At 60.1% G+C, this 22,145-nt stretch carries 22 protein-coding genes; 11 read left to right on the forward strand and 11 right to left on the reverse strand.

The window, feature by feature from the left end; all coding sequences use genetic code 11:
* Window positions 1-305 precede the first annotated feature (305 nt).
* Window positions 306-1,544, forward strand: coding sequence for an MFS transporter (locus KW848_RS16950; RefSeq protein WP_218537525.1), 1,239 nt, complete (start codon window positions 306-308; stop codon window positions 1,542-1,544).
* Window positions 1,545-1,566: 22 nt separating this feature from the next.
* Here KW848_RS16950 and KW848_RS16955 read toward each other — a convergent pair whose 3' ends face one another.
* Complete coding sequence (locus KW848_RS16955) at window positions 1,567-2,118, reverse strand: DJ-1 family glyoxalase III (RefSeq protein WP_111451122.1); 552 nt, start codon at window positions 2,116-2,118, stop codon at window positions 1,567-1,569.
* A 66-nt stretch (window positions 2,119-2,184) separates the two neighbouring features.
* A complete protein-coding gene (locus KW848_RS16960; RefSeq protein ID WP_111451123.1) occupies window positions 2,185-2,640 on the reverse strand; it encodes a DUF4879 domain-containing protein in 456 nt (151 codons plus the stop codon).
* Between the two features lie 214 nt (window positions 2,641-2,854).
* Here KW848_RS16960 and KW848_RS16965 point away from each other — a divergent pair, with 214 nt between their 5' ends.
* Window positions 2,855-4,150 (forward strand): NCS2 family permease, encoded by a 1,296-nt coding sequence (locus KW848_RS16965; RefSeq protein WP_192410846.1) that lies wholly within the window; start codon window positions 2,855-2,857, stop codon window positions 4,148-4,150.
* On the forward strand, window positions 4,147-5,226 hold the full coding sequence (gene trmA / locus KW848_RS16970; RefSeq protein WP_218537526.1) for a tRNA (uridine(54)-C5)-methyltransferase TrmA: 1,080 nt from the start codon (window positions 4,147-4,149) through the stop codon (window positions 5,224-5,226). Before KW848_RS16965 ends, trmA begins: the two co-directional genes overlap by 4 nt.
* Before the next feature lie 54 nt (window positions 5,227-5,280).
* On the opposite strand, the gene KW848_RS16975 is transcribed toward trmA, so the two are convergent.
* Window positions 5,281-5,727 carry a DUF2442 domain-containing protein gene (locus tag KW848_RS16975; protein ID WP_218537527.1) on the reverse strand — a complete coding sequence of 149 codons (447 nt, stop codon included), beginning with the start codon at window positions 5,725-5,727 and terminating at the stop codon, window positions 5,281-5,283.
* The gene (locus KW848_RS16980; protein WP_111451127.1) at window positions 5,724-6,152 is read right to left on the reverse strand and encodes a DUF4160 domain-containing protein; all 429 of its coding nucleotides are present in this window, start codon (window positions 6,150-6,152) and stop codon (window positions 5,724-5,726) included. The genes KW848_RS16975 and KW848_RS16980 overlap by 4 nt, the downstream gene beginning before the upstream one ends.
* A 315-nt stretch (window positions 6,153-6,467) precedes the next feature.
* On the opposite strand from KW848_RS16980, the gene KW848_RS16985 reads away from it, so the two are divergent.
* From KW848_RS16985 to KW848_RS16995, 3 genes are all read left to right on the forward strand, one after another.
* The gene (locus KW848_RS16985) at window positions 6,468-7,379 is read left to right on the forward strand and encodes a LysR family transcriptional regulator (protein ID WP_111451128.1); all 912 of its coding nucleotides are present in this window, start codon (window positions 6,468-6,470) and stop codon (window positions 7,377-7,379) included.
* A gap of 141 nt (window positions 7,380-7,520) precedes the next feature.
* Window positions 7,521-7,961, forward strand: coding sequence for a type II 3-dehydroquinate dehydratase (gene aroQ / locus KW848_RS16990; RefSeq protein WP_008149179.1), 441 nt, complete (start codon window positions 7,521-7,523; stop codon window positions 7,959-7,961).
* Window positions 7,958-8,821 (forward strand): shikimate dehydrogenase, encoded by an 864-nt coding sequence (locus KW848_RS16995; RefSeq protein WP_256365191.1) that lies wholly within the window; start codon window positions 7,958-7,960, stop codon window positions 8,819-8,821. Before aroQ ends, KW848_RS16995 begins: the two co-directional genes overlap by 4 nt.
* Before the next feature lie 12 nt (window positions 8,822-8,833).
* On the opposite strand, the gene KW848_RS17000 is transcribed toward KW848_RS16995, so the two are convergent.
* Window positions 8,834-9,511 carry a TetR/AcrR family transcriptional regulator gene (locus KW848_RS17000; RefSeq protein WP_218537529.1) on the reverse strand — a complete coding sequence of 226 codons (678 nt, stop codon included), beginning with the start codon at window positions 9,509-9,511 and terminating at the stop codon, window positions 8,834-8,836.
* 102 nt (window positions 9,512-9,613) lie between these two features.
* A complete protein-coding gene (gene quiC, locus KW848_RS17005) occupies window positions 9,614-11,515 on the reverse strand; it encodes a 3-dehydroshikimate dehydratase QuiC (protein WP_218537530.1) in 1,902 nt (633 codons plus the stop codon).
* Window positions 11,516-11,886: 371 nt separating this feature from the next.
* Between quiC and KW848_RS17010 the strand changes: the two genes are divergently transcribed.
* Window positions 11,887-13,203, forward strand: coding sequence for an MFS transporter (locus tag KW848_RS17010; RefSeq protein ID WP_223528572.1), 1,317 nt, complete (start codon window positions 11,887-11,889; stop codon window positions 13,201-13,203).
* Window positions 13,204-13,248: 45 nt separating this feature from the next.
* On the opposite strand, the gene KW848_RS17015 is transcribed toward KW848_RS17010, so the two are convergent.
* Both KW848_RS17015 and KW848_RS17020 read right to left on the reverse strand, forming a co-directional pair.
* Entirely contained in the window at window positions 13,249-14,127 is an 879-nt protein-coding gene (locus KW848_RS17015; protein WP_111451132.1) for a DMT family transporter, read from the reverse strand.
* 234 nt (window positions 14,128-14,361) lie between these two features.
* Complete coding sequence (locus KW848_RS17020; RefSeq protein WP_218537532.1) at window positions 14,362-15,138, reverse strand: IclR family transcriptional regulator; 777 nt, start codon at window positions 15,136-15,138, stop codon at window positions 14,362-14,364.
* Between the two features lie 288 nt (window positions 15,139-15,426).
* Here KW848_RS17020 and KW848_RS17025 point away from each other — a divergent pair, with 288 nt between their 5' ends.
* Window positions 15,427-16,320 (forward strand): neutral zinc metallopeptidase, encoded by an 894-nt coding sequence (locus KW848_RS17025; protein ID WP_111451134.1) that lies wholly within the window; start codon window positions 15,427-15,429, stop codon window positions 16,318-16,320.
* Window positions 16,321-17,280 (forward strand): alpha/beta fold hydrolase, encoded by a 960-nt coding sequence (locus KW848_RS17030; protein WP_218537533.1) that lies wholly within the window; start codon window positions 16,321-16,323, stop codon window positions 17,278-17,280.
* A gap of 121 nt (window positions 17,281-17,401) precedes the next feature.
* Here KW848_RS17030 and KW848_RS17035 read toward each other — a convergent pair whose 3' ends face one another.
* From KW848_RS17035 to KW848_RS17045, 3 genes are all read right to left on the reverse strand, one after another.
* Window positions 17,402-17,995: an HAD family hydrolase gene (locus tag KW848_RS17035; protein ID WP_218537534.1), complete on the reverse strand. Its 594-nt coding sequence runs from the start codon at window positions 17,993-17,995 to the stop codon at window positions 17,402-17,404.
* Window positions 17,992-18,861: an acyl-CoA thioesterase II gene (gene tesB, locus KW848_RS17040; RefSeq protein ID WP_218537535.1), complete on the reverse strand. Its 870-nt coding sequence runs from the start codon at window positions 18,859-18,861 to the stop codon at window positions 17,992-17,994. Before tesB ends, KW848_RS17035 begins: the two co-directional genes overlap by 4 nt.
* Window positions 18,862-18,964: 103 nt before the next feature.
* Window positions 18,965-19,534 carry a GNAT family N-acetyltransferase gene (locus KW848_RS17045; protein ID WP_218537610.1) on the reverse strand — a complete coding sequence of 190 codons (570 nt, stop codon included), beginning with the start codon at window positions 19,532-19,534 and terminating at the stop codon, window positions 18,965-18,967.
* A 72-nt stretch (window positions 19,535-19,606) separates the two neighbouring features.
* Here KW848_RS17045 and KW848_RS17050 point away from each other — a divergent pair, with 72 nt between their 5' ends.
* Both KW848_RS17050 and KW848_RS17055 read left to right on the forward strand, forming a co-directional pair.
* The gene (locus KW848_RS17050) at window positions 19,607-20,527 is read left to right on the forward strand and encodes a histone deacetylase (protein ID WP_033054220.1); all 921 of its coding nucleotides are present in this window, start codon (window positions 19,607-19,609) and stop codon (window positions 20,525-20,527) included.
* A 281-nt stretch (window positions 20,528-20,808) separates the two neighbouring features.
* Window positions 20,809-22,047: a TIGR03862 family flavoprotein gene (locus tag KW848_RS17055; RefSeq protein WP_218537536.1), complete on the forward strand. Its 1,239-nt coding sequence runs from the start codon at window positions 20,809-20,811 to the stop codon at window positions 22,045-22,047.
* Window positions 22,048-22,145: the final 98 nt, after the last annotated feature.

A 22,145-nucleotide genomic window follows, 5' to 3' on the forward strand; every position in this document is an offset into this window, starting at 1 on the left:
CTACAAACATCACAACGTAGGGAGTCTGGCCATCTGGCCGCCGGATCAATTCCACGAGCGGTCTTGATCTGGATCAAGCAACGTTGAAAGAGTAGTCCCATTTTTGACGATGGACGGTGTGGTCTTTTGCCGCGTGACAGGTTGCCTCAGCGCTACGGTCATAGGCAGAAACATATTCCCTGTGGGAGCGGGCTTTCTGCGTTTTCGAGATCGGTGTCTAGCTAACTAAATTTCCCTGCCCTGCAACTTTTGGTTACAGCTTGGTGATAATCTCGACCCTCCCCTCGCTCAAGACCTGCCCTCAGATGCCCAGCCAAGCGCCTTTGCTGTTACGTCATCACCGCCCTTTTATCGCGTTCTGGCTGGCTCGGGTGTTTACCGCCAGCGGTTTCCAGATGCTCACCGTGGCCATTGGCTGGAACCTCTACCAATTGACCGGCAATGTGCTCGATCTGGGCCTCGTCGGTCTGGTGGAATTCGCCCCGCGGGTGCTGTTCATGCTGCACACCGGGCACGTCGCGGACCGTTATGACCGGCGCAAGGTCGCGGCAATCTGTCAGTCCGTGCAAGCGTTGATCGCCCTGTCGCTGGCCATCGGTAGCGCGACCGACAATGTCACCCGGGAGATGATCTTCATCCTCGCGTTCCTGCTCGGTGCCGCCCGCTCCTTCGAAATGCCGACCACTCAAGCCTTGTTGCCGAGCATCGTGCCCAGCGCGCTGTTCCCCCGCGCCGTCGCCGCCGCCCAATCCGCACAGCAATCGGCGACTATCGTTGCCCCGGCCCTCGGAGGATTGCTTTACGCCTTCGGCAGCGTCTGGGTCTATGGCCCGACGGTGATCCTCTACCTCATCGCCTGCCTGCTGATGCTCAACTTGCCTGCACGGCAGACACCGCTGAACAAGGGCAAGGCGACGCTGGATTCACTGCTGGCGGGTATCCGCTTCATTCGTAGTCGTCCGGACATTCTCGGGGCGATTTCTCTGGATCTGTTTGCCGTCCTGCTCGGTGGCGCAACGGCGTTGCTGCCGGTGTTCGCCAAGGACATCCTGCTGACCGGCCCTTGGGGCCTGGGCCTGCTGCGTTCAGCGCCGGCAGTCGGTGCGCTGCTGATGTCGCTGTACCTGGCGAGATTTGCCGTGGAGCGCAACGTCGGACGGGTCATGTTCACCGCAGTGGGTGTGTTCGGCGTCGCGACCATTGCGTTCGGCCTGTCGACCTCGTTCTGGTTTTCCCTGGCGGTGTTGGTGGTGCTGGGCGCGGCGGACATGATCAGCATGGTGATCCGCGCCTCCTTCGTGCAACTGGAAACCCCGGACGAAATGCGCGGTCGGGTCAGTGCCGTGAACGGCCTGTTCATCGGTGCTTCGAACCAGTTGGGCGAGTTTGAATCCGGCTTGACCGCCCACTGGTTCGGCACCGTACCGGCCGTGGTCATGGGCGGTATTGGCACATTGGTGGTGACCGGGGCGTGGATCAAACTGTTCCCGACCCTGGCTAAGCGCGACCGCATGCATGTGCCGGTGGAAGAAGTGAAGGTCTGAAGCAGTTTGTCCGGGGCACGTTCTAGACCACCAACTCCCCCGCCACCGCCGCTCGCGTGGCCTTACCGCAGAGTTGCTCCACCAGCGTCAGGGCGAATTGCAATGCCGCCCCTGAACCCTGCGCGGTGATGCAGTTGCCATCGACCACCACCGGTTGATCGACGAAGTTGCACCCCAACAGTTGATGGCTGGCCGAGGGCAGGCAGGTCATGCGCCGCTGACGCAGTACGCCAAAGGCTTGCAACGCCAGCGCCGGGGCCTCGGCGATGCCGGCGAACAGGCGCCCGGCCGCTGCCTGATCCTTGATCAATTGTTGCAGGGGTTGATGCGCCGCCAGATGTTGCGCCCCCACGTCACCACCGGGCAGGACGATCAGGTCGAACGGCTGTGCCAGCACGTCCACCAGCATCGCATCGGACGTCACTCGGGTGCCGCGCGCGCAGGTGAGCATGCGCCGTCCCTCGACGCTGGCCACCACCACTTCAACCTTGGCACGGCGTAGCACATCGATCAGGGTCACTGATTGCAGGTCATCGATGCCCTCGGCGAGGGTAATCAGAGCTCTAAAGGTCATGGGCGCAGTCCACTGGATGATCTTTAAAGCGTAGTCAGCTTTCCCGCCCCTTGTTCGAGCCTGCCGTTACTTGATGTAAAGCTGCGTCGACAATGTATTGCCTGGCGCGTTGATCGACGTGTTGCTGAAGGTGAACGTGCCTTCCTGTTTACCCGCCAGATCGAAGACGTACAGATAGCCGACGGTTTTTTTCCCGACGGTGCACTCAGTCAGGTTGCCATTATCAAACGCACAGACCGGGGTCCGGGTGCCGTTCACTTCAAAACCGTCCACCCCGACATGCGCGCTACGACCGTAACCGACTTCCAGCACGTAGACCTTGATGTTCGGTCCGCTGTGATTGCAGCGGGTTTGCTCTTGCCCCTGCGCAATGTCTTCAAAACCACAGCTCGGCGACTCGACCTTGAGTACCTTCACCTGACTCAACGGCGCCGCCGATGCAGCCGAGGCGGTGTGTGCCCCCAGGAACAAGGCGATCGACACTCCGAATACGGCAATCAGACGTTTATTCATGCAATACATAAGTACCCCCAAAACCAGCGCGCAGTATGGCGCACTTGGCTTTACCGCAAAACATCGACGACGATCGCAGCCATAAGCAGCCATAACCCCACGCTGCTGGTATGATGCGCGGCTTTTTCCGACCCACAGAAAATTACCAGGCGCCAGCAGCGGTCTGTGCTTTGCTGTTGAGGTCGATACATTCACGGCGCCTGGCGCGCCACGGGGAGCAGACATGCTGGAAAGGCTGTTTCAACTCAAGGCACACAACACCAACGTGCGGACCGAGATTCTGGCGGGCTTCACGACCTTTTTGGCCATGGCCTACATTCTGTTCGTCAACCCGAGCATCCTCGGCGAGACCGGCATGGACAAGGGCGCGGTGTTCGTCGCCACGTGTCTGGCAGCCGCCATCGGTTCGACGGTGATGGGCCTGATCGCCAACTACCCGATCGCGCTCGCGCCGGGCATGGGCCTGAACGCCTTCTTTACCTACACCGTGGTCCTGCACATGGGCCACACCTGGCAAGTAGCGCTGGGGGCGGTGTTCATTTCGGCAGTGCTGTTCTTCCTGCTGTCGATCTTCCGCATCCGCGAATGGATCATCAACAGTATCCCGTTGCCGCTGCGCTCGGCGATTGCCGCCGGTATCGGCCTGTTCCTGGCCCTGATCGCCCTGCATAACGCAGGCATCGTGGTGAGCAACCCGGCAACCATGGTCGGCCTCGGCGATTTGAAACAACCGGCCCCGATCCTCGCGACCCTCGGCTTTGCCCTGATCGTGGCCCTTGAAGCACTGAAAGTACGCGGCGCAGTACTGATCGGCATTCTGGCAGTGACCATCGCTTCGATCGTGATGGGCTTCACCCCGTTCGGCGGCGTGATGTCGATGCCGCCGTCCCTGGCCCCGACCTTCCTGCAACTGGACATCAAGGGCGCCCTGGACATCGGGCTGGTCAGCGTGATCTTCGCCTTCCTGTTCGTCGACCTGTTCGACAACTCCGGCACCCTGATCGGCGTCGCCAAGCGCGCGGGCCTGATGGGCAAGGACGGCCACATGCCGAAAATGGGTCGCGCCCTGATTGCCGACAGTACCGCGGCCATGGCCGGTTCGCTGCTGGGCACCTCGACCACCACCAGTTACATCGAATCCGCAGCCGGCGTGAGTGCCGGTGGCCGCACTGGCCTGACCGCCGTTGTCGTGGCGATTCTGTTCCTGCTGGCGCTGTTCTTCTCGCCGTTGGCGGCCAGCGTTCCACCCTTTGCTACCGCACCTGCGCTGCTGTTCGTCGCGGTACTGATGACATCCGGCCTGGCCGAAATAGACTGGGACGACATCACCGTCGCCGCACCGGTCGTGGTCACTGCTCTGGCCATGCCGTTCACTTATTCCATCGCCAATGGCATCGCCTTCGGTTTCATCTCCTGGACCGCGATCAAGTTGCTGTCAGGCCGCGGCCGTGAGCTGAACTCGGCACTGGTGATTCTGTCGATTCTGTTCGTGATCAAGCTGGGTTGGTTCAACGCATGACTTTTGATTCCAAGGCTTACGCCGTTCAGCTCGAAGAGAAGGTCACGCGCCTGCGTGACCTGTTGGCCCCGTTCGGTGCGCCAGAACCTGTGGTGTTCGACTCGCCGCTGAAAAACTTCCGCCTGCGCGCCGAATTCCGCCTGTGGCGCGAAGCCGGTGATCGTCACTACGCGATGTTTTCCCAGGAAGACAAGCGCACGCCGATCCTGATCGAAGAATTTCCGATCGCCAGCCTGCGCATCAACGAATTGATGCCGCAGCTGAAAGCAGCGTGGCAAGCCAGTGCGGCCCTGAGCAACAAGCTGTTTCAGGTGGAGTTCCTGACCACCCTGGCCGGCGATGCGATGATCACCTTGTGCTATCACCGCCCGCTGGACGAGCATTGGCACGCGGCGGCGTCGAAACTGGCAGCCGATTTGAACGTCAGCATCATCGGCCGTTCCAAGGGCAAACGCGAAGTGATCGGTCACGATTACGTGGTCGAGCAGATGGACGTCGGCGGTCGCACCTTCAGCTATCGCCAGCCGGAAGGCGCGTTCACCCAGCCCAACGGCACCGTGAACCAGAAGATGCTCAACTGGGCTTACGACTCACTCGGTGATCGCTCCGACGATTTGCTGGAGCTGTATTGCGGCAACGGCAACTTCACCTTGCCGCTCGCGACGCGCGTGCGCAAAGTGCTGGCCACCGAAATCAGCAAGGCGTCGGTCAATGCCGCGTTGAGCAATCTCAGCGAAAACGCTGTGGGTAACGTCACCCTGGTGCGCTTGTCCGCCGAGGAGCTGACCGAAGCCCTGAACGAAGTTCGTCCGTTCCGTCGTCTGCACGGTATCGATCTGAAGAGCTACGAGTTCGGTAGCGTCTTCGTCGATCCGCCTCGCGCCGGCATGGATCCGGACACCTGCGAGCTGACCCGTCGCTTCGACAACATCCTCTACATCTCCTGCAACCCGGAAACCCTGGCGGCCAACATCGCCCAGTTGCACGACACCCATCGCATCACCCGATGCGCAATGTTCGACCAGTTCCCGTGGACCCATCACATGGAATCCGGGGTGTTGTTGACCCGCCGGTAATTGCCGACGCCAGATACAAATCAGCCGTCATCACGACGGCTTTTTTGTGCGTGCTTAAAGGGTGATATCTGTCTTGCGCGGGCGCCCGCCCTTACGGCCATTCGCCCGCGCAGCCTCTGCTTTGGCAGCGCTGCTTTGGCGACCATTACGCGAGGCGATGACCGACGCAGCCATCTCCATCAGCGGCTTGCTGGCCGAAATCATCCCGGCGATGGAGACTTGCAGATCCTTGCCCTCGTGGCAAAGGGCAGTCCCGGAAAAGCCGACTTTCAGGTCTGCGAAATCCTCGACGTCGAAATCATCGAACTCCGGATAGTGCTGCACGGGCAACAGCACGCCACTGCCATCAATGAAATTGACCGCCAGGCACGGTTCCACAAAGGTCACCGAAGTCGCCCGCAGACCGCCTTTGTGGCGCAGCTGGCCACGCTGGATGGCTTCATCCAGCACGGCTTCGGTTACGGGCCGATCCACCAACATTTTTGCTGTTATCGTTTTCATAGTTCGATCTCCACGCCCTCCGGAACGCCTATCAGCGCCAGCAGGGTCTTGTTCGTCTCGGGCTCATAGCAAGCCGAGCCAATCATGCAGGTCGTACTGGCGACCCTTTTTACCACCACGACTTCGCTGGTTTGCCAGTCCCATATCTGATGATCGAGGCAGACCGTGTGCAGCTTGTCCCACCAGATGCACCGAGCGCGGCGCAAATGAGCGGGTTGTCCGAGCGCGTGACGCAACCCTTCCAACACCGCTACAGGTGGCCTTCGAGAATGAGGAACCACGTCCCACAGCTCGACACTGTTGTGCCAGAAGCTGAATTTGAAGCGCGCACTCCAGGTTCCGGCATCCACATGTGCATGCGGCGGGCAGTGCTCATCGCGCAACATAATCACCATTGAAAACCCTTTGTAGCTGAATAATCGCATGCTAACCCATCCGTTAGGTTAATGAGCCCGAAGACCCGACATTCCCTGGAAAATCCGATAACTGGCACAGTGCTGAATCATCACTGCGACTTTTGAGACTAGCGCCAAGGCTCGGCTCGGGCCGGTGGATAACACCGCAAAATGGTAAGCAATCCTTTCCTCGCGCCTACAAAAAAGCCGTCCCGAGGACGGCTGTCTTGGCTTGTCAGGAAATCAACCCGACGGGTTTGTTCATCACGAACGCCCTGTATCTGTGTGCAGACATCTGATAAACACTGACTCACACACTTCATTTGATCCCCGGTGTAATCAATCATGCAGCGACAATTCGACGATCTTCAACTGGGCAGCATCGAGCTGTTTTGCCTGGCCGCCGAGGCCGGCAGCTTTACCGCTGCCGCACTGGTGGCTGGCGTGACGCCCGCAGCCGTGAGCCGTTCGGTGTCGCGCATGGAAGAACGCCTGGGCGTGCAGTTGTTCGCCCGCACCACTCGCAGCGTCAAGCTGACCGACAGTGGTCGCCGGTATTACGAAGAATGTCGCCAGGCGCTGGCGCAACTGGTCGAGGCCCAGCGTGAGGTCATGGGCCAGCAGCAACAGCCTTCCGGCACCCTGCGCATCAGCATTCCCACCACCTATGCCCATCACCGGATTCTGCCGTTGTTGCCGGCTTTCCGGGCGCGCTTTCCAGCGGTGAAGGTCGAGTCGCACATCAGTAATCGCAACATCGATTTCGTCGGTGAAGGCTATGACATGGCGATCCGCGTGCGGGCGATTCCGGATTCCGGCCTGATAGCCCGACAGTTGGAAGACGCCGCGCTGGTGATGATTGCCAGTCCTGACTACCTCAAGCACGCGGGCATTCCACAAACGCTGGATGATCTTAAACAGCACGAGTGCATCCAGTACGAATTGCCCAGCAGCGGTCGGCGGATTGCCTGGCTGTTCAACGACAATGGCGTGCACCGGGAGATTCTGGCCGAGGGCAACCTCAGTTGTTCCGATGATGTGCTGGGCGGCGTGACCCTGGCCAAACATGGCGCGGGACTGTTCCAGACCTATCGCTTCATCGTCGAAAACGAACTGGCCGATGGCTCGCTGGTGGAAGTGCTCAAGCCCTATGGCGGGCGCTCGCGGCCGTTCACCCTGCTCTACCCGCAAACGCGCCATATGCCGTTGCGTTTAAGGGCGTTTATCGATTTCCTGGTTGAGCATCTGCCCCGCTGAAAAGCCGAAACCGTCCGATCACCGCACACATTAACCTTGAGAACCGCCTCTTCAATTGACCAAATTAACCATCTAGTACAATTTATCTCCACAGGCTGAAACCCTCGGCCAATGCCAAAAACAATAAGTGGAGAGACCCCGATGTCCCCTATCGTTCTGGTGCTCAACGGCCCGAATCTGAACCTGCTCGGCACCCGTGAGCCGGCGACTTACGGCCACGAAACTCTGGCCGACATCTCTGCGTTGTGCGGTCGTGCCGCCGAAGAGTTCGGCCTGGCGGTGGAGTTTCGCCAGACCAATCATGAAGGCGAACTGCTCGACTGGATTCACGCCGCTCGCGGCCGTTGTGCCGGGATCGTCATCAACCCGGCCGCCTGGACCCACACCTCGGTCGCGATCCGCGATGCCCTGGTCGCCAGCGAATTGCCGGTTATCGAAGTCCACCTGTCCAACGTTCATGCCCGCGAGCCCTTCCGCCATCACTCTTTTGTGTCGGCCATCGCCACGGCGGTGATGGCCGGTTTCGGCAGCCACGGCTATCGCCTGGCGCTGGAGCATTTCAGCCAACGTTTAAAGGGATGAAGACCGTGACTCAGAACAACGCGGTACTGGCCGGACTGATCGGCGCCGGCATCCAGGCCTCTCGCACCCCCGCCCTGCACGAGCATGAAGGCGATGCCCAGGGTTTGCGTTACCTCTATCGCCTGATCGATCTGGACCCGTTGAAACTCGACAGCAGCGCCCTGCCCGACCTGCTGATCGCCGCCGAGCGGATGAACTTCACCGGCCTGAACATCACCTTTCCGTGCAAGCAGACGATCATCCCGCTGCTCGACGAATTGTCACCGGAAGCCCGCGGCATTGGGGCGGTGAACACAGTTGTGCTGAAGGACGGCAAACGCATCGGCCACAACACCGATTGCCTGGGCTTCGCCGAAGGTTTCCGTCGTGGCTTGCAGGGCGTTGCCCTAGAGCGCGTCGTGCAAATGGGCGCCGGTGGCGCCGGCGCGGCAGTGGCCCATGCACTCTTGAGTGAAGGCGTACAGCTGCTGAGCATTTTCGACGTGGAGACCAGCCGCGCCCAGAGCCTGGCGGACAACCTCAATCAACATTTCGGCAGCGGCCGGGCTGTTGCGGGCCATGACTTGTCGAGCACCCTGTCCCAGGCTGACGGTCTGGTAAACACCACCCCCATGGGCATGAAAAAACTGCCGGGCATGCCAGTGCCGGTGGAGCTGCTTCGAGGTGAGTTATGGGTGGCGGAGATCGTTTACTTCCCGCTGGAAACCGAACTGCTGCGCAACGCCCGCGCGTTGGGTTGCCGCACGCTGGATGGCGGCAACATGGCGGTGTTTCAAGCGGTGAAGGCGTTTGAGTTGTTCAGCGGCGTGGTGCCGGATGCGCAGCGAATGCTCGAGCATTTTCAGAGCATGAATGGCTGAAAAGCGAAGGCGTCAGGCCTGCAGATAGCGCAAAACCGACTCGCAGATCATCGCCCGATGACGTTGCTTGATGCTTTCTTCCGGCAGGTCGATCTGAAAAATCTCACTTAAGGTATGGCGGTTCGACACGCGATAGAAGCAGAACGAGCTGATCAGCAGATGCACATCCAACGGCTCGAGCCCCGCGCGGAACACACCTTCCTCAGCACCGCGACGCAAAATCTCGCCCAGTGAATCGAGGATGGTGTTGTTCATCGCCTTGATCGCATCGGAGCGCTTCACGTATTCAGCGTTGTGAATGTTCTCGATGCTGACGATACGCACGAAGTCGACATTACGATCATGGTGGTCGAAAGTGAACTCCACCAGCCGCCGAATCGCCTCCACCGGAGCCAGTTCCGTCAGGTGCAGACGATTTTCGGTGCTGCGGATATCGCCGTAGAGTTTCTCCAGCACCTCGACGTAGAGCTGTTCCTTACTGCCGAAGTAGTAATAGATCATGCGTTTTGAGGTGTGGATGCGCTCGGCAATCGCATCGACGCGAGCGCCGGAAAGCCCCTGCTGGACGAACTCGACAATCGCCTCTTGAAGGATATTCTCGCGGGTCTTTTCCGGGTTGTTCTTGCGACTCTTGCGCGGCTCGACAATCGGCTCGTCGGACGCTGCGGAGAGTTCTGAAGTTATCGTCATTGCGGGCTCACGGCCATCACTGCACAGGTTGGCGATTATGGGCCGCGCCGCACAGTGAAGGAAGCCGCGCGGCGGCGGTTTGTACCCATGTTTACGATTTTCCTACAACTTTGCCTGACGTACGGCACCGCTTCGAGACTTGGCCATGGCCGCCAGTCGCACCGCGACGTTGGCTGCGCCGTAACCTGCGTAACCGTTCTTGCGCTGGATGATTTCGAAGAAGAAGCGTCCTTCGAACGGTTCGGTATACACATGGAACAGCTCGCCACCTTGGGCATCGCGGTCATAGAGCACGTTGTAATAGGCCAGTTCACTGAGGAATTCGTCGTCGAAATCGAACCGTGCGGCGAGGTCATCGTAGTAATTGAGCGGGATATCCAGCAGCGGTACGCCCGCCTCCTTGGCCCGGCTGACTTCGGCAAAAATATCGTCGCAATCGAAGGCGATGTGATGCACGCCGGAGCCGCGATAACTCGACAGTGCATGTGAGATCGCGGTGTTGCGGTTCTCGGAAATGTTCAGCGGCAAGCGGATCGAACTGTCCCGGCTGCGCAGCGCACGACTCTTTACCAAGCCGTACGGGTCAGGCAGCACCACTTCATCATCGGCTTCAAAATCCAGCAGGCTTTTATAGAACAGCACCCAACTGTCGAGGCTGTCGGCCGGCAGCGCCATCGCCATATGGTCAATGCGCTTGAGGCCGCCGCTGGCCACGGCGGTGGGTTGCAGATTGAAGTCGGTGCCGTAGACATCGGCGTCCTGGTCCACCAGATAAATCAGGCTGCCATCCGGCGCGCGCACCGCGGCGAGCTCCAGTTCATTGGGGCCGACCAGCCCGCGATACGGCTGACCTTTATATGCCACGGCCCGAGCCAGCGCACTGGCGCTGTCCTTGACCCGCACGGCGGTGGCGCACAGCGAGGGGCCATGTGCCTCAAAAAAACTGTGGGCGAACGAGTAAGGCTCGGAATTGAGGATCAGGTTGATATCACCCTGACGCAGCAAGCTCACACTCTTGGAACGATGCTGGCCGGCTTTGACAAAACCCAGCCGCTCCAGCCAATGGGACAGCTTGGCGCCAAGGCTTTCGTCCACGGCGAATTCAAGAAACTCGATGCCGTTGTACTCGCTGGCCTGGGGCGTCTCGAACAGAATGTCGACAGTGGCCGGTGGCATGGCTTCCTGCGCCAGACGCTCGCGGGTTTTCTCTTCCAGGTACAGCAACGAGCGCAAACCATCAGCGGCATTGGCCCGTGGCGGCGCGGCGCGGAAGCCGTCGTTGAAGATCTCCAGCGACAACGGCCCGGTGTAACCGCTCTTGATGATTGGCGCGAGAAAACCCGGCAGATCGAATTCGCCCTGGCCCGGGAAACAGCGAAAATGCCGGCTCCACTCCAGCACGTCCATGGCCAGGATCGGCGCGTCGGCCATTTGCACGAAGAAAATCTTGTCGCCGGGAATCTCGGCGATCGCGCTCGGATCACCCTTGAGCGACAGCGTGTGAAAACTGTCCAGCAACACGCCGAGGCTCGGGTGATCGGCCTGACGGACGATGTTCCACACCTGTTGATAAGTGTTCACGTGGCGGCCCCAGGCCAGCGCTTCGTAGCCGATCCGCAAGCCACGAGCACCAGCGCGTTCGGCCAGCAAGCGTAAATCGTCGATCAGAATCTGTTCGTCACCGATGGCGTCGGCCGAAGCGTTGCTGCATACCAGCACCAGGTCGGTGCCCAGTTCCTGCATCAGGTCGAACTTGCGCTCGGCCCGTTCCAGGTTGCGCGGCAGACGGTCGCGGCGGCAGCCCTCGAAATCCCGGAAAGGTTGAAACAGCGTGATCGCGATCCCGAGATCGGCGCACATCTGTTTAATTTCCCGCGGACTGCCGTCGTAGTAGAGAAGGTCATTCTCGAAAATTTCCACCCCGTCGAAACCGGCGGCGGCGATGGCTTCAAGTTTTTCCGGCAGGGTACCGCTCAAGGACACGGTGGCAATGGAACGCTGCATATTTCGACTCCCGGTGGTGGAGACAATCTTGTTATCAATCGCACGCTTCGAGTAGGAGCACGGCTTGCCGGCGATGGCGATTTCGAGGACGCCATCGCCGGCAAGCCGGGCTCCTACAGGGATGGCGTTTAACTTGGGATGGATTATTGGCCGGTCGAATCGACACAGCAATTCAAAGTGTACTACCCAGTTAGTTTTGCGTGCGATTATCGAACACAATGGCCCTTGGCGAATTGACGATTTTTCGTCCACTGCGCAACATCAACGCCACATTGGGGGCCGTCATCAACCACGGCCCCCGGTGACCAAAGACCCAGAACACCACATAAAAATAATCGGTGGCCTACATGACTCCTTCTGAAAGCTCTTCCATGGAGCGCTCCTCCATGACTCCTGCCACCAGCGGCATCGGCGACAAGATCCGCGGTGCGATGGCGGTCGGCAAAACCCGTTGGGGCATGCTGGCGCTGGTGTTCTTCGCCACCACCCTGAACTACATCGACCGCGCCGCACTGGGCGTGATGCAGCCTATTCTCGCCAAGGAAATGAGCTGGACGGCGATGGACTACGCCAACATCAACTTCTGGTTCCAGGTCGGCTACGCCATCGGTTTCGTGCTGCAAGGCCGGTTGATCGATCGGGTCGGCGTCAAGCGCGTGTTCTTCTTCGCCGTGCTGCTCTGGAGCCTGGCGACCGGCGCCCACGGCCTGGCCACTTCGGCCGTCGGCTTCATGGTCTGCCGATTCATTCTGGGTCTGACGGAGGCCGCCAACTACCCGGCGTGCGTGAAGACCACCCGGTTGTGGTTCCCGGCCGGCGAACGCGCCGTGGCCACCGGCATCTTCAACGCCGGGACCAACGTCGGCGCGATGTTCACCCCCATGTTATTGCCGCTGATCCTGCATGTATGGGGCTGGCAGGCCGCATTCCTGTGCATGTCGGCACTGGGCGGGATCTGGTTGTTGTTCTGGGGCTTGAAGTACTACAACCCGGAAGAACATCCGAGCGTCAAACAATCGGAACTGGACTACATCCAGAAGGAAGTCGAACCGGAACAATCCCGCGTACCGTTCTCGAAAATCCTGCGCATGCGTGGCACTTGGGCCTTCGCCCTGGCTTATGCGATCACCGCGCCGGTGTTCTGGTTCTACCTCTACTGGCTGCCGCCGTTCCTCAATCAGCAATACAACCTGGGGATCAACGTGACCCAGATGGGTATCCCGCTGATCATCATCTACCTCACTGCCGATTTCGGCAGCGTCGGCGGCGGGATCCTGTCCTCGTTCCTGATCGGCCGTGGCGTCAACCCGATCAAGGCGCGGCTGATGTCCATGTTCCTGTTCGCCTGCTGCATCGTCGGCGTGATCATGGCGGCGGGTTCGAGCAGTCTGTGGGTCGCGGTGTTCGCCATCTCCCTGGCCATCGGTGCGCACCAGGCCTGGACCGCGAACATCTGGAGCCTGGTGATGGACTACACGCCTAAACACATGATGAGTACGGTGTTCGGCTTCGGTGGCATGTGCGCGGCCATCGGCGGGATGTTCATGACCCAGTTGGTCGGCCACATTCTGACGATCACCAACAACAACTACACCGTGCTGTTCACTATGATTCCGGCGATGTACTTCATCGCGCTGATCTGGATGTACTTCATGGCGCCGCGCAAGATTCCTACAGTCACCCCGTAAAACCCCTCCCCCGGCAGGCCTGATTCCAGGCCTGCCCTGCTGCTCTCACTGACGACTCTGCTGCCAGGCGGCTGCCAACCCGCTGCAACAAATCACCGCGATCCCGACCACGGTGGTCAGGGTCGGCGTGTGAGAAAACAGCAACCAGCCCAGCAAGCCGGCAAAGACAATCTGGCAATAACCGAACGGCGCCAACAACGCCGGGGCCGCGTGGCGGAAGGCTTGCGTCAGAAACAGGTGAGCCGTCATCCCGCAGGCGCCCAACGCCACCATCATGAATCCATGGCCCAGGCTGGGGACTTGCCAGAAGAAAGGCACCAGTGCGCTCATTACCAGGGTGTTGCACAGCCCGGCGAAGAAGTTGCTGGTGGTCGGGCTGTCGATATTGCTGAGCTTGCGGGTGAGCAACTGATAGAAGCAGAAAAACAGCGCCGAGCAGAGCGGCAGCAACACCGCCGGGGTAAAGAGTTCTCCGCCGGGATGGACGATGATCAACACGCCGATGAAGCCGCAAATCACCGCAATCCACTGGCCACGCGTGACGTGCTCGCGCAGCAGTGGCACCGACAGCGCAGTCACCAGAACCGGCGCAAGAAAGTTGACCGCCGTAGCTTCGGCCAAGGGGATGTACTGCAAGCCAGTGGTGAAAAACAGACTGGTGCCCAACAGGCACAACGCCCGCAACAGCTGAAGTAACGGCCGTTTGGTTCGTAGGACACCCAGCCCGGATTGCGGCAGAAAAATCCCGGCCATCAGTAAGGTGTGAACCAGATAACGGGCCCACACCACCATGACGATCGGGTAGAAGCCCGAGAGGTATTTCGACAAGGCGTCGTGACTGGAAAACAGGAAGGTCGCAACGACGATCAGCAAAATCCCTTTGAAGGGTTGGTTTACGCCGGAGAGCGGAGTGCTGACGGTCATTCGATATCCCTTGTGTAGTGCATCAACTATTTAAAAGCATCCCTTACAGGAAAGACGAACATAATTAATCTAGAACCTTGTTCCAGATTCCTACACAAGCAAACCGAAAAAGTGTGCGAACAACGCACGGTTTCTGTAGGAGCAAAGCTTGCTCGCGATGCAGGCACCGCGGTGTTTCAGACAGACCGCGTCATCGTTCATCGCGAGCAAGCTTTGCTCCTACAGGGGTGGTGGTCAGCTGAACAACTCCGACGCCAGACTGGCCGCTGACAGCTCATCGGCAAACTTCAACAACAGCGGCGCCAACTCATGCAATCGCGCCCCCGGCATCCGCGCACTCGGCCCGGCGATGCTCAGCACACCGATGACTCGACCATCACTCGGATGTCGCACCACCGCAGCAATCGCCGAGGTGCCCACCGCCGAACTTTCCTCAACCCAGGCATAACCCTGCTCCCGCGCCATACGCAGGCGCTCCAGCAATTCGATGTTGGAGCGTGGTGCATTCGGCCCGAGGTCTTTCGGCCGCTCACCACCCTGCCGTTCGACCAGGGACAACGCCTCGGCATCGCTCATACACGCCAGCCACGCATGCCCCGACGCGGTGTAAAACAAAGGCGCATCGCGGCCCATGTCCGGGTCGTAGCGCAGGCCGGAACGGGCGCCCTGGGATTTGGCGATCCAGATCTGCCGCTCACCTTCAATCACCCCAAGACGCACCAGCTCACCGGTTTCCTCGGCGAGGCGATCAAGCACCGGCTGCACAATATCGGCGCCGCTGCCCGACAAATAACGGAAACCCATGGCCACCAGTTTGGTTGACAGGTGATACCGCAGGTTCTCCGGATTCTGCCGCACATAACCCAGCCGAATCAGCTCGGCGAGCAACCGGTGAGTCGCGCTTTTGGGAATATCCAATTGCTCCGCCAGCGTCTGCATCGGCAGGCCACGAGGGTCACTGGTGAGGCTTTCAAGCACGCTGAAAACACGTTCAATCTGACTGCCGGCCATGGGAGGTTCCACACAAAATTTGTCCGATTCTAGAAGACAACCGACCGAATGCGAAATCTGGAACCAACTGTCCGATAACGATGCAGGCGGTCGCCTGCTCGATAAAAACCCGTCGCCTGAAGGAATTAGATGGGTTGTCCGTGTTCAATACGAGTCTGGAAGACGCCCGGCCACCCACCACAGGTTGCCGGGACGGCTGCTGTGCGCAACAAAAGATGGACGACCGGACTGGCGCCGCTCCCGCTCAGCAGCAACACTCATCCCCACGGACAATCAGAGGATTCCCACATGCTATGGAAAAAAGGCCGACGCAGCGACAACGTGGTCGATGCCCGTGGAGATGATGTCGGCAGTGGCGGTGGCGGGATGCGTTTCGGTGGCGGCAAGGGCCTGAGCCTGACGGCGATTATCCTGATCGTCGGGATCGGCTGGATGACCGGCCAGGACCCGCTGCAAATCCTCGGGCAACTGACCGGGCAGATGAGCGAGCAATCTGCACCGGCACCGACTCAAACCCGCAAGGCGCCACCGGCCACTGATGAAGGAGCCGAGTTCGTGCGCTCGATCCTCGGCGATACCGAAGACACCTGGGGTCAGATTTTCCAGCAGGCCGGTCGTCAATATAAGGACCCGACCCTGGTGCTGTTCAGTGGCCGCGTCAACTCGGCCTGCGGTCTGGCCAGTTCGGCGACCGGTCCGTTCTATTGCCCGGCGGACCAGAAGGTCTACCTGGACATGAGTTTCTTCCAGGAAATGTCCCAACGCTTTTCCGCCGCTGGCGACTTCGCCCAGGCCTACGTGATCGCTCACGAAGTCGGACACCATGTGCAGACCTTGCTCGGTGTGTCGGCGAAAATTCAGACCGCCCGCCAACAGGGTCGGCAGATGGAAGGTGACGGCGGTTTGCTGGTACGCCAGGAACTGCAGGCCGATTGCCTGGCCGGAGTCTGGGCCAACAACGCGCAGAAACGGCTGAACTGGCTGGAACCCGGTGACATCGAAGAAGCCTTGAACGCCGCCAATGCCATCGGCGATGACCGCTTGCAACAGCAAGGTCAGGGTCGTGTGGTGCCGGACTCGTTTACTCATGGTACGTCGGCGCAAAGGGTGCGCTGGTTCAAAACCGGATTCGCGCAAGGCCAGGTCGGCCAGTGCGATACCTTTGCAGCGAAAAACCTATAAATGAATAAGTGGCTGTTAGCTCTACTGATCACCTGCGCAAGCGCCCAGGCTGCCGAGCATGCGGTCAAAGAGGTCAGCTCCGGACGCCTGCTGCTGACTGCAGGTGAAATCGCGGTGGGCATCGGCACGGCGCCGACGAAAATCGAACGCGTGCTGATCATCATCCATGGTCGATTGCGCAATGCCGATACCTATCGCCAGAGCGCCGTGCACGCGGCCGAACAGGCCGGGCAAACCGCGAGCACCTTGGTGATCGCCCCGCAATTTCTCAATGAAACCGACGTCGCGGCCCATCCCGTGGCTGACAGCGTATTGCGTTGGCAGGGCAATGACTGGATGGCGGGCGGTGAATCCAGCGCTCCGTTTTCCATGAGTTCCTACGCGGCGCTCGACGAAATCATCGCCCGAATCGGCGATCGAAAACAGTTTCCGGACGTGAAGCAAATCGTCATCGCCGGTCACTCCGGCGGCGCTCAGGTGGTGCAGCGATACGCGTTGCTGGGCCACGATCAGCCAGCGCTCAAGGCGGCCGACATTCAGGTGCGTTACGTCATTGCCAACCCGTCGTCTTATGCGTACTTCGATGAACGACGGCCGGTGGCGTTCAAACACGCCGGTTGCCCGAATTTCAATCGCTGGAAATATGGACTGGTGGATTTACCCGCCTATGCCAAAGGGCAAACCGCCAAGCAGCTGGAAGAAAACTACGTCAAGCGCGATGTCGTTTACCTGCTCGGGCAGCAGGACAACGACCCGAATCAGCCGGCGCTGGATAAAAGCTGTGAGGCCCAGGCTCAGGGCGCCAATCGATTGGCTCGCGGGCGTAATTATTTTGCTTATCTGAAGCGGCTGCATCCTCAAGGTTTGAGTCAGCAACTGATTGAAGTACCCGGGGTCGGGCATGACGGGGATGGGATGTTCAACTCGCCGCAGGGTCAGAAGGCGTTGTTTGGTCACTGAGTTTTGTGGTGCCTGATCAGACGCCTTCGCGAGCAAGCCCGCTCCCACAGGTTTTGTGTTGGACAAAGTATTGTGATCAACACAAAACCTTGTGGGAGCGGGCTTGCCCGCGAAGGGGCCTTCAAGCGAACAACATTTGCCGCAACGCCACGCAATCCGCGGCATGCCAATCCGTCAACTCCGGCCAGGGATTATCCGGCAGGTTCACCAACACCGTCCGCGCCCCTGCCGCCCGACCGCAATCCAGATCAAAACGGTAGTCACCGACCATCACCATCTCACTGGCCGGGACATTCCAGGCCTGGGCCAACTTCAGCAAACCACCGGGATGCGGCTTTGGCGGTGCTTCATCACGGCCCAACACATCCTCCACCGCGAAGCAGTCGGCCAGGCCGATCGCCTCCAGCGTGACATGCGCCAGTTCGCGCGCATTGCGCGTGAGAATGCCCAGGTGATAACCGCGCCCGGCCAGCTCGCGCACCAGTTCTACCGCACCCGGTGCCGCTTTCGAACCGAGCGCCAGATCCCGTTCGTGTTCCAGCAACCACGCATGTTTGGCGGCGGCTTCATCGGCCGGCAGCGCGGCGAGGTGGGTCAGGATGTCGTGTTCGGCAGGAATCGCCAACGCCACGCGGATCGCCGCGAAGTCATGCACGGCCACCGTCAGGGTGCCGTCCATGTCGAACACCCAGTGCCGCACCTCGGCCAGGCTCATGCCCAATCCTTGCGGTGACGAATCAGGCCTTCCTGCGTGACCGACGCCACCAGTTGCCCGGCACGGTTGAACACGCTACCACGGCAGAAACCGCGCGAGTTGCCCGCCCAAGGACTGTCCATCGCATACAGCAACCAATCATCGGCGCGCAGATCCTGATGGAACCACAGTGCGTGATCGAGGCTGGCAACCTGCATGTCTTTCTGCCAGACCGATTTGCCGTGAGGCTGCATCGACGTAGTCAGCAGACCGAAGTCCGAGGCGTAGGCCAGCAAGTATTTATGTAGCGCCGGAGAATCGGCCAAGGCACCGTCGGCGCGAAACCAGACGTACTTGATCGGATCGGACGGCTGCGGGTTGTAGGGATCTTTCTCGGTGATCGGGCGGAACTCGATCGGTTTCGGGCACAGAAATTTTTCGCGCATGTGCTCGGGGATCAGGTGCGCGCGCTGCTGAGTGAGTTCCAGCTCCGACGGCAGGTTCTCCGGGCCGACCACAACCGGCATCTCGGCCTGGTGCTGGAAGCCTTCTTCGTCGTACTGGAACGACGCACTGCAGGTGAAGATCGGGTTGCCCTTCTGGATCGCCGTCACCCGGCGCGTGCTGAAACTGCCACCGTCGCGCACCCGATCAACCTGATAAACCACAGGCAATGCGGAATCGCCGGGACGCAGGAAATAACCGTGCATCGAATGCACATGGCGCGCTTCTTCGACCGTCTGACTGGCCGCCGACAGGGACTGACCGATCACCTGACCACCGAACAGCTGACGAAAACCCAGGTCCTGGCTGCGGCCACGGAACAGGTTTTCTTCGATCGGTTCCAGGGTCAGCAGGTCAACCAGATCATCCAACACTTGGCTCATTCAGACTCTCCTCACACAACGCATGCCGCGCAGTCATGGCTGCGACGGTCGATTCAATTTCTGGCCAGGGCCCATGGGAGCCATTGTAAACGTCCGTGCCGGCTTATCCATGCAAGGTTTGCAGCCATTGTTCACGGGTGATGCGGTACAGCGCATGGTGACGCAGGGGATGATCGACCGCGAGCATCGGGTGGTCGAAATCATCGGCTGAATCATGGTGCATGCCGATGGCCTGCATGACTTTCTGCGACGGCGTGTTGGTTTCGGTGGTGAAGGACACCACTTCTTTCAGCGCCAACCGGTCAAACCCGCAGCGCAGAGCGGTCCACGCTGCTTCACTGGCGTAGCCAAGGCCCCAGTGCTCGCGGGCCAGGCGCCAGCCGATTTCGGTGGCCGGGGTAAAGCATGCGTCGAAGCCGACCTCGGCGAGCCCGGTAAAACCGATAAATGCCCCGGTGTCCTTGCGCTCCAGCGCCCAGAGACCGAAACCATGTTCGGCAAAATGACCACGAATCCGTCCGATCAGCGAGGCACTTTCCAGACGACTCAAAGGCGCCGGAAAATATCGCATCACCTGTGGATCGGCGCACATCACCGCAAACTCCGGCAAATCTTCATCGCTCCACTGCCGTAACAGCAGTCGCGCGCTCTCGAGTTCCAGTATCGGTTCCATCATCTCCCCCTTTCCATGCCGCAAGTCTACAACGCTGGTAGGATCCGTCCTTCATTCCTACGTTAATTCGTCATGCCCCTGCCCCTGATCTATCACGAAGACTACAGTCCCGAGTTCCCGGCGGATCACCGCTTCCCCATGGACAAGTTTCGCCTGCTGCGCGATCACCTGGTGGACAGCGGACTGACTCGCGACGCCGACCTGCTGCGCCCCGACCTCTGCCCGCCAGAGATTCTCGCGCTCGCACATGACCCTGCGTATATCGAACGCTACATGGGCGGCGAGTTGTCCCGCGAAGACCAACGGCGCCTCGGCCTGCCCTGGAGCGAAGCCTTGGCCCGGCGCACGGTGCGGGCGGTTGGCGGCTCGCTGCTGGCGGCCGAGCAGGCGCTGGAACATGGTTTGGCCTGTCACTTGGCCGGCGGCACCCATCACGCGCATTACGACCATCCTGCCGGGTTCTGCATCTTCAATGACCTGGCCGTGATCAGCCATTTCCTGCTGGAAAGCGGTCGGGTGAATCGGGTGCTGATCTTCGACTGCGATGTACATCAGGGCGACGGGACTGCACGGATCCTGCACAACACCCCGGAGGCGGTGACCGTTTCCCTGCACTGCGAGAAGAACTTTCCTGCACGCAAAGCCGAAAGTGACTGGGACATTCCACTGCCCAAGGGCATGGGCGATGCCGATTACCTGAAGGTGGTGGACGATGCGCTCAATTATTTGCTGCCGCTCTACCAACCTGACTTGGTGTTGTACGACGCCGGCGTCGATGTGCATAAAGATGACGCGCTCGGCTACCTGAAGCTGACAGACGAAGGCGTCGCCGCTCGCGATGAAAGCGTGATGCGCCACTGCCTGGGCCGGGATATCCCGGTGGTCGGGGTCATCGGCGGCGGCTACAGCAAGGACCGCAAGGCATTGGCGCGCCGTCATGGAATCCTGCATCACAGTGCACAACGGGTCTGGCAGTCATCAGGTTGTCATTGAGGTGTGGGTCTTTACCCACAATGCCTGTGGAACTGCCTGTGGATAACCTGAGTGAAAGGTCCTACAGACCAGACCGCATATAGGTCACAGAGAGGCGGTTGTTTTTTAACCAGCTTTCGAATCCACCTACGGTCCCTGTGGGAGCGGGCTTGCCCGCGAAGAGGCCGGCAAATTCAATATCTTTGGTGGCTGACAGTCCGCTATCGCGGGCAAGCCCGCTCCCACAGTTATTGTGTACTGCTAGAATGCGCGGCTTATTCCGCCATCCCGCAGCGCATCCCATGACCCAGCCCTCGCCCTCCTCCCCTCACGTCGCAATTATCGGCGGCGGCCCCGCCGGTCTGATGGCCGCCGAAGTGCTGAGCCAGGCCGGGATCAAGGTCGACCTGTACGACGGCATGCCTTCAGTAGGACGAAAATTCCTGCTGGCCGGTGTGGGTGGCATGAACATCACCCATTCCGAAGCCTACCCGGCATTTCTCTCACGCTACGCCGAACGCGCGCCGCAGATTGCGCCCCTGCTGCGTGGCTTCGGTGCCGATGCGCTGTGCCAATGGATTCATGACCTGGGCATCGAAACCTTTGTCGGCAGTTCCGGCCGAGTCTTTCCTACAGACATGAAAGCCGCCCCCCTGTTGCGTGTATGGCTCAAACGCCTGCGAGACAGCGGCGTCGTTATCCACACCCGTCACCGCTGGCTCGGCTGGGATGACAGCGGTGGATTGCGCATCAACAGCCCCGAAGGCGAAAAAACCGTCAAACCTGACGCCACCTTGCTGGCCCTCGGCGGCGGCAGCTGGTCGCGGCTCGGCTCGGACGGCGCCTGGATGCTGCCACTGGAACAACACGGCGTAGGACTCGCGCCGCTGCAACCGAGTAATTGCGGCTTCGAGGTGCAGGCCTGGAGCGAGTTGATGGTCAGCAAATTCGCCGGCGCCCCGCTGAAAAACATCGCCATTGGCCTCAATGACGACGTGCCGCGGCTCGGGGAATGTGTGATCACGGCGACCGGGATTGAAGGCAGCTTGATCTACGCCTTGTCGGCGCCGATCCGCGAAGCCATCAATCAGCACGGCTCGGCAACCATTCACCTCGACCTGCTGCCGGGCAGACCTGTGGATAAAGTGCGGGCTGCGCTGAGCAAACCGCGCGGTTCACGCTCAATGTCGAAACACCTGCACAGTCAGCTCGGCATTGATGGCGTGAAAGCGGCTCTGCTGCGCGAACTGACGCCGGCCGAATACTTCGCCGATCCGGCGCTGCTGGCCAAAGCGATCAAGGCGCTTCCACTGACACTGGTGAAAACACGCCCACTGGACGAGGCCATCAGCAGCGCCGGTGGCGTGATGTTCGAAGCGATGGATGAGCGTTTGATGCTCAAGCAACTGCCCGGCGTGTTCTGCGCGGGGGAAATGCTGGATTGGGAAGCACCGACCGGCGGCTATCTGCTGACCGCGTGTTTCGCCAGTGGGCGAGCGGCGGGGTTGGGGATGGTGGAGTGGTTGAAGCACAAGGCTTGAAACCGAGTTGACCCCTTCGCGAGCAAGCCCGCTCCCACAGGGGATTTGTGGACGACACAGATCCAGTGTGGGAGCGGGCTTGCTCGCGAAGGCGGCTT

Source organism: Pseudomonas sp. PDM25 (genome assembly GCF_019219045.1).
Taxonomy (GTDB): domain Bacteria; phylum Pseudomonadota; class Gammaproteobacteria; order Pseudomonadales; family Pseudomonadaceae; genus Aquipseudomonas.